This is a genomic window from Paenibacillus sp. P4_A7 (genome assembly GCF_056402455.1).
Genome location: NZ_JBFUHJ010000328.1, coordinates 1 through 6,194, shown reverse-complemented (window position 1 = coordinate 6,194; position 6,194 = coordinate 1). Strand labels below are relative to the sequence as shown.

The window sequence follows — 6,194 nt, the reverse complement described above, 5'->3', positions numbered from 1 at the left end:
GTGGAAATTGCAGGATTAGAAGAAGGCCGAATTATTATTGTGCGTGAAGCTGACGTTATTGTGGGCTACGTTACATTTCATTACGCAGACGAGCTTGAACGTTGGTCTGAGGGTGGAATGATTGACTTAATTGAACTTGGGGCTATTGAAGTCGCTAATGAATATCGTTCGTATGGATTAGGAAAAAAGATGATACAGCTTGCTTTCGCGGAAGAACAGCTTGAAAATATGATCGTATTTACAACTGAGTATTATTGGCATTGGGACTTGGAGGGCACAAAGCTTAACGTGTGGGATTATCGTAAAATGATGGAGAACCTCATGAAATCAGTCGGAATGGTATGGTTCGCTACTGATGACCCCGAAATATGTTCTCATCCTGCCAATTGTCTAATGGTTAAAATAGGCAAAGAGGTTCCGCTTAGCTCTGTCGAGCATTTTGACACAGTAAGGTTCCGGCAGCGTTTCATGTATTAAAACTTACGATGTGGTTTGCGAAGCAAACCTAGCCTATGCTTACGATGTGGTTTGCATCGCAAACCTAGCTTATGCTTACGATGTGGTTTGCTTCGCAAACCTTTAGGAGGATATGAAGCGGTATGTCTGCAAATGCGATTTTCATACATCATTCAGAATCGGAAGGCTATAATTTTGGGGATGAGCATCCCTTTAGTCCGGTACGGCTCACCTTAACGATGGATCTGCTGCGACGTCTTGGCGCTCTGACGGACGACCATATAAAGGAGCCTCATCTGGAGGCGGATGACGACCTAATCTCGCTCGTTCACCGACCTGATTATATGAACGCGGTTAAACAATTGAGCTTGGACGCTGAAAGCAATGGCAGTGATTCTATAGCAGAGCAATTCGGATTTCATACGGAGGACACGCCCTACTTTCCTGGTATCCATAAGGCTGCTTCGGCGATCGTCAGCGGCACTGTAGCAGCCGCAGACGCGGTTATGCAAGGTCAGGCTTTACACGCGTTTCATCTGGCAGGCGGCCTGCATCACGCCTTCCCAGATCGAGCATCCGGCTTCTCCGTCTATAACGACGCGGCCATCGCAATCAGGCATATTCGAAAAACTTACGGCTCCCGTGTCCTGTATATCGATACGGATGTGCATCACGGTGACGGAGTGCAATGGGTCTTTTATGATGATCCGGCTGTATGCACCTATTCTATCCATGAAACAGGTAAATTTTTGTTTCCTGGAACGGGCTTCGTCTATGAAAAAGGAGTCGACCACGGCTTTGGAGCTTGCTTTAATGTGCCGCTTGAGCCCTATACAGAGGATGATTCGTGGCTCGAATGCTTTAACGTCACGCTGCGTAAAGTAATCGATGCTTATAAGCCTGACGTCATAATTAGCCAGCATGGCTGCGATGCTCATGCTTTTGATCCGCTCTCACATACTCATTGCAGCATGCGGATTTACCGTGAAATCCCCGCTATAATTCATGAGCTGGCTCACGCTTATACGGCTGGGAGATGGATCGCGCTCGGCGGTGGCGGATATGATATATGGCGCGTTGTGCCTCGAGCATGGTCGCTCGTCTGGCTCACGATGACTGATCATCCTATTACTAGTGCAATGGCAGATGACAAATTGAACGAACTGCCGAGGGATTGGCTCGAACGCTGGTCGCAAGAAAGTCCCGTAGACCTTCCGACTCATTGGATGGATGACTTAGCTAGCATTCCTCCCATCCCAAGACGTGAGGAAATCTCCACTAAAAACAAATCCATGCAGCAAATTGTCATTCAAGACTTATAATACAGTGGCAGCCTTATTACTGTTAATGAAAAAGCACCCATTCAAATCTGCCAAAAGGCGATAAGAATGAGTGCTCTTTTATTATATAGGAGCTTAAATATGCTTAATCATATCATCGATAATTTGGTACGAATTATTTGAGGCCYGAATCGTAAAATCAGCAAAATTCACATGAGCCGATCCGTCTGCTTTATCAGACATAGAGCGAATGATAACAAATGGAATTTCATTCATGTCGCATACTTGAGCAACAGAAGCACCTTCCATCTCCGCGCATGCTCCCTGCATCGTTTCATGAAGCAGCTTAACAGTATCACGGCTAGCAATAAACTGATCGCCCGACAATACTTTTCCCTTCAAGCTGCATCCAGGAAAATGACGTTCACTAGCTGAGGCGGCAAGCTCGACAAGTGATTCATCCGCCGGAAACTCCGAACGAATATGGTATGGAATTGTCCCCCTTGCATAGCCAAGTGGCGAGCAGTCCATATCATGCTGTACGCAGCTTGTAGACACGACGATATCACCAATGTTCAACTGGGGATCAACAGCGCCGGCAACACCTGTAAATAATACGCAATCCGCACCTAAATCAAGCAATATTTGCGTGCAAACCGCAGCATTTACTTTGCCAACTCCAGATTTGCAATAAATAATTGTTTTACCATGGAGTGTTCCTTCATAATAAGTAATTCCTGCTTTAGTCAATTCGGATGCTACGTCCACATGCTCATGCAGTAATTCAATTTCTTCCGCCATAGCGCCAATAATTCCGATTTTATTAAACAGCATTTATTTTATATTCCTCCAACTGATTGACGCACAATGATTTCATGCGGCAGCACTACTTTGGATTGTTCGACATTTTCTTTTTTCATAAGCTTGGTTAGCAAACGCATGGACACCGCACCAATATCGTACATCGGTTGTGCAACTGTTGTCAGTAACGGTCGAACCATCGATGCCATTCTACTGTTGTCCACGCTAATTACTGAAATATCTTCAGGAACCTTCAATCCAGCATCTTGGATACTATGAATAGCTCCAATTGCCATCTCATCAGTAGCGGAGAATACAGCAGAAGGACGCTCGTCCAATTCAATAAAATACTTCATTGCTTCCGCACCGGATTCATAGCGATAGTTGCCTATACGAACCAATGAATCATCATATGCGATTCCTGAAGCTTCTAGCGCACGCTTATAGCCTTGAAATCTCGCATAACCGTTAGAAGGATCCTGTAGAGTACCACTAATCATAGCAATACGCTTGTGACCTTGTGAAATGACATTCATTACCRCATCGAAAGCAGCATCTTCGTGATTGATGTCAACAGACGGAATTTGTCCGCTTTCATCAGAGGTTGCACAAAGTACGATGGGAACATTCGATGTTTTAAAAGCTTGCAAATGTTCTTCCGTTACAGCGCCACCCATGAACAGCAAGCCATCTACCTGCTTCTCCAGAAGCGTGTTTATAACTCTAATCTCTTTATCTTTTTTCTTATCAGCATTACACAAAATAATATTATAATGATACATATTCGCAATATCTTCAATTCCGCGTGCTACTTCAGCAAAAATTGCATTAGAAATATCAGGAATAACTACACCAACCGTAGTTGTTTTCTTACTTGCCAGCCCACGAGCTACCGCATTTGGACGATACCCGAGCCGTTCAATTGCTTCAAAAACCTTTTTGCGAGTTGCAGGTTTCACATTCGGATTATTATTTACAACCCGGGAAACCGTAGCCATAGATACTCCTGCTTCTCTTGCCACATCATAAATGGTTACCGTCACTATGCTTCACTCCATTAGTTTAAATTTTATATTTACGCGCGACGCATATTATGGTAATCATAGCATAAAGGGTTAAGCAACGCAAAGCATAACCGCGCTCAAACCCTTATGGTTCTTGTTTTCATGCGTTTTCATTTAGAAATGCAAAGGAATAAAAAGTATCATTTTTCCAGCGTCGAATAAATTATTATATCGGAATTTAGTACTCGTAAACATTATACCCTTTCCAATAATTTCGTAGACAAATGTCATTGCAGCTTCTGACCACTAGCTTCCCGAAGGACATTCGTGAGTCTATTGAACTCCTTTCGTGCTGCTTTATCTTCCGTAGCCATAAAAGCAGCACCCAAAAATGAGATGATTTTGTTCGCGTCTTTTGTACTCATTTCTGTCTCATCCTCCTCTTCAACTTTATGCGGTGCAACAATTACTGTCACCTACCCTAACGACAGCTGCGCTGAGGTGGGCATATAGATGAAGAAAACCTCTATCATCCCGAACGGCAACCACGATACCCATCTCAGCTGGGATACCAGAATACGCAATGCCATGATTGGAGTGCACAACAATGCCGGCTACAAATGCGTATAGAGGTCCATTAGCTGGTGTAATCACCAGATCAACACCTCGGTGAAACTTAGGTACTTTTGAGACTGGATGGATTCTCAGGCCGAAAGGGCTTGTCAGGCGATAGGTTGGATCATAGCTCCAATTAGACATCCTTGTTCACCCCCTCTGTATCGCCCCCTCGTTGCGCTGCTCTTTGAACCTTTTTATCTAACTCAGAGCCTACCCACTTAAGGAGTGCTTCTAAAATAGTAATCGGCAGCCAGTTCCCCCACCCTGCTCGAATAGCATTAGCTGTCATAGAATTGATTACGTGATATAACAGACCAGCTGTCAATGCCCCAAAAAGAATACCAGGCAAGCTAAATACTTGATCCAGCAGATGGCCGCCAGCTGGAAGGAGTAGCATAAACAAGGTTCGTGCTACACCATCGATACCGTATTTGCTTACATAGCTATTGTCTTTTTTTGATGCTCGCGTACCACTGATCCAGTCCATTATGATAAAAAAAGTTAACGCAATCATGGATGTAATCACCGCTTCACCTGCTCCATAAAAAAATTCAATTACGTCTAAAAAAATAGATTCGATTGCTACGCATACGGTATGCCCTTTGTCCATATTTTTCCCTCCTCAAAATAAAAAGCCCCGCTGAGCGGAGCCTTGATTTGTTACTATTCCTCTATCGCCTAGCGAACCATGCGCTTGTTGCTCCTAGTTGAAATTGATACTTACACCCGCTCTAACTTTATTTTGCATCGTCCATGTTCCTCCAACCACTTACAACACGTCCGTCATAATAAATTTATTTAATGCAAGTGTAGCTTCACTAAACGTATAGAATTCGTTATTTTCAAGAGCCACATTAAGCACGTTCTTTTGCTGCAATGTAAATCGGCTTGATAACAACCATACCTCTAACTCTGATGATTCTGCTTACTCTGTTTACCTCTTATGATTAAACACCTCCTGAATTCGCTGTTATTTGACTAGTTTTGAGCCATTCGACAGGGCATAAGAAAAAGCCGCTTATTCAGCGGCTCCTGTTGAAAAGAACTCTAACCGTTTTAATGGAATAGAGTCCTTTTCTGATTGCTATAAGCAATTTGCCTAGAAAGCATTTTTGCTTCATTTAATCCGCATACGCACAAAGGCCGTCCAAATGGACAGCCTCTGTGCGTATTCTTTTTATTTCATACTAGCATAATAACACGCTTTTAAAAGGGGAAACGGTAAACTTCAGGCAGCATTGCGGCATTTAAACGGCAAGACTCATAAACGCCTGCTCGGCCATTACGCGCCACTTACGAAAGGTACGGTCCGCTACGCCAAGCTCATATGCTGTTTCTTGGGCGTTCAAGCCATTTATGTATCGCAATCTCAGTAGCTTTGCATATTCCGGCTTATAATCCTCCAACGCCTCCAGCACACTATCAATTCGTTTAACCTCGGCTTGCAAGTCCTGCAACTCAGCCACACGCTCCAATACAGCATCCATATCATTCATTTCCCAGTTTCGCGCATCCATTACCTTCTTGATTTTCCCTCTCAACTCTCGCAGCAGCTTATCGTCCTCCGCATCTGCCCCTTTATGGGGGATCGCCGCCAACTGGCTTTTAATTCCTGCTGGATAATTAGTCAGATAGGCATGTGCTGTCGCTTCAATCTTTTGCTCAAGTTTGCCAAGGTACATATAACTTGGCATTTTACGCAATCTATGATGCAGCTCCTGCAGCTGATCATCTTGATTTAACCGGCTTACTGTAATTCCATTGCCTATCGAGTAATTTTCAAGTACTTTGATTCTCGCTGTCATTCGCTTATAGTCAATCAAACGGCTAATCRTAATAGCTTCGTTATCCATTAATCTTCCCCCGTCCGCTAGATCACTTTTGATAAAGTATTTAATAAAAAAAAGCCCCCCCCTCATATTGACGATAATTTTTTTATCTAATATAATAATAAAGATAATATTTTTATCACAAACAATATACTTAAACAGCCCGGTTATCGACAAATAGATTCGGGATTAGCATTAAGCCAGAC

The 6,194-nt window shown here is 43.4% G+C and carries 8 protein-coding genes; 2 read left to right on the top strand and 6 right to left on the bottom strand.

Annotation, left to right across the window (positions count from 1 at the left end; translation table 11 throughout):
* The coding region (locus tag AC1DWN_RS25235) for a GNAT family N-acetyltransferase (RefSeq protein WP_477561650.1) at positions 1-477 on the top strand (477 nt) is incomplete at its 5' end.
* Between the two features lie 122 nt (positions 478-599).
* Positions 600-1,778: an acetoin utilization protein AcuC gene (locus AC1DWN_RS25230; RefSeq protein ID WP_477561649.1), complete on the top strand. Its 1,179-nt coding sequence runs from the start codon at positions 600-602 to the stop codon at positions 1,776-1,778.
* Between the two features lie 93 nt (positions 1,779-1,871).
* On the opposite strand, the gene AC1DWN_RS25225 is transcribed toward AC1DWN_RS25230, so the two are convergent.
* From AC1DWN_RS25225 to AC1DWN_RS25200, 6 genes are all read right to left on the bottom strand, one after another.
* Positions 1,872-2,570 carry a 5'-methylthioadenosine/adenosylhomocysteine nucleosidase gene (locus tag AC1DWN_RS25225; RefSeq protein ID WP_477561648.1) on the bottom strand — a complete coding sequence of 233 codons (699 nt, stop codon included), beginning with the start codon at positions 2,568-2,570 and terminating at the stop codon, positions 1,872-1,874.
* A gap of 5 nt (positions 2,571-2,575) precedes the next feature.
* Entirely contained in the window at positions 2,576-3,580 is a 1,005-nt protein-coding gene (ccpA, locus tag AC1DWN_RS25220) for a catabolite control protein A (protein WP_477561647.1), read from the bottom strand.
* Between the two features lie 248 nt (positions 3,581-3,828).
* A complete protein-coding gene (locus tag AC1DWN_RS25215; RefSeq protein ID WP_477561646.1) occupies positions 3,829-3,966 on the bottom strand; it encodes an N-acetylmuramoyl-L-alanine amidase in 138 nt (45 codons plus the stop codon).
* Positions 3,967-3,991: 25 nt separating this feature from the next.
* Positions 3,992-4,300 carry a M23 family metallopeptidase gene (locus AC1DWN_RS25210; protein ID WP_477561645.1) on the bottom strand — a complete coding sequence of 103 codons (309 nt, stop codon included), beginning with the start codon at positions 4,298-4,300 and terminating at the stop codon, positions 3,992-3,994.
* On the bottom strand, positions 4,293-4,769 hold the full coding sequence (locus AC1DWN_RS25205) for a phage holin family protein (protein WP_477561644.1): 477 nt from the start codon (positions 4,767-4,769) through the stop codon (positions 4,293-4,295). Before AC1DWN_RS25205 ends, AC1DWN_RS25210 begins: the two co-directional genes overlap by 8 nt.
* A gap of 637 nt (positions 4,770-5,406) precedes the next feature.
* On the bottom strand, positions 5,407-6,012 hold the full coding sequence (locus AC1DWN_RS25200; protein WP_477561643.1) for an ECF-type sigma factor: 606 nt from the start codon (positions 6,010-6,012) through the stop codon (positions 5,407-5,409).
* Between the last annotated feature and the right edge of the window lie 182 nt (positions 6,013-6,194).

Bases quoted from the DNA above. Each gene is read 5' to 3' on its own strand.
- AC1DWN_RS25230 (WP_477561649.1), top strand. From the start codon at position 600: ATGTCTGCAAATGCGATTTTCATACATCATTCAGAATCGGAAGGCTAT.
- AC1DWN_RS25215 (WP_477561646.1), bottom strand. From the start codon at position 3,966: ATGAGTACAAAAGACGCGAACAAAATCATCTCATTTTTGGGTGCTGCT.
- AC1DWN_RS25210 (WP_477561645.1), bottom strand. From the start codon at position 4,300: ATGTCTAATTGGAGCTATGATCCAACCTATCGCCTGACAAGCCCTTTC.
- AC1DWN_RS25205 (WP_477561644.1), bottom strand. From the start codon at position 4,769: ATGGACAAAGGGCATACCGTATGCGTAGCAATCGAATCTATTTTTTTA.